This is a genomic window from Streptomyces sp. YS-3 (assembly GCF_045257485.1).
Taxonomy (GTDB): domain Bacteria; phylum Actinomycetota; class Actinomycetes; order Streptomycetales; family Streptomycetaceae; genus Streptomyces.
On record NZ_JBJHPC010001114.1, the window covers coordinates 1 to 868 of the forward strand.

Sequence of the window (868 nt, forward strand, 5' to 3'; positions counted from 1 at the left end):
CGCCCGCCCCGCCCGCCGTCAAACCGGAGATCACCAACCGGCCCGGCTTCGAGACCGACGGCGGCGACTCGCTGCCGCCCGTCTTCACGACCGTGCCCACCAAGGACCGGATCGTCTTCCTGACCATCGACGACGGCGCCGAGAAGGATCCCAGACTGCTGAAGATGATGCGGGACCTGCGCATCCCCTACAGCGCCTTCCTCAGCGACTACCTCGTCCGCACCGACTACCCGTACTTCAAGCGCATGCAGGGCCTGGGCGTCACGCTCAACAACCACACGCTCAACCACCGCTATCTGCCCGCGCTCTCCTACGACGAGCAGCGGCACGAGATCTGTGATCAGCAGGACAAGATCGGCAAGTGGGCGGGCAAGCGGCCCCGGCTCTTCCGGCCGCCGTACGGCAACTACAACGAGGACACCCTGCGCGCGGCCCAGTCCTGCGGGATCAAGGCGGTGCCGCTGTGGGCGGCGGAGGCGTTCCCCGACCACATGGAGTGGCGCGAGTGGGACCGCGACCTGCACCCGGGCGACATCGTGCTCACGCACTTCCGGGGGCGCGAGGACTGGAAGGGCACGATGCCCGACATGATCCGGCAGGTCATGAAGGTCATCACCGACAAGGGGTACGCGGTGGCCAGGCTGGAGGACTACGTATGATCCGCGCGCACCGACCGCCGGGCGGTCCGCTGACCGGTCTGCTGGCGGTCGGTGCGCTGACGGTGGCGCTGTTCGCGGCGGGCTGCGAGCGCCCCGCCGCCCCGATCGAACGGCTCGGCCGCATGGCGGCGACGAAGGTGACCGACGCCCGGCGCGGCTTCCCCCACCCCGGCGCTCCGCCGGGCCGCAGACCCTGGCACGTCCACCCC

Annotated in this window: 2 protein-coding genes; both read left to right on the forward strand. The window is 70.3% G+C overall.

What is annotated here, in order from left to right:
- On the forward strand, positions 1–659 hold a 659-nt coding region (locus tag ACJA3G_RS37830; RefSeq protein WP_406557522.1), incomplete at its 5' end, for a polysaccharide deacetylase family protein.
- Positions 656–868, forward strand: a 213-nt coding sequence (locus ACJA3G_RS37835) for a hypothetical protein (protein ID WP_406557523.1), incomplete at its 3' end; no start/stop codon positions are given. The genes ACJA3G_RS37830 and ACJA3G_RS37835, both read left to right, overlap by 4 nt.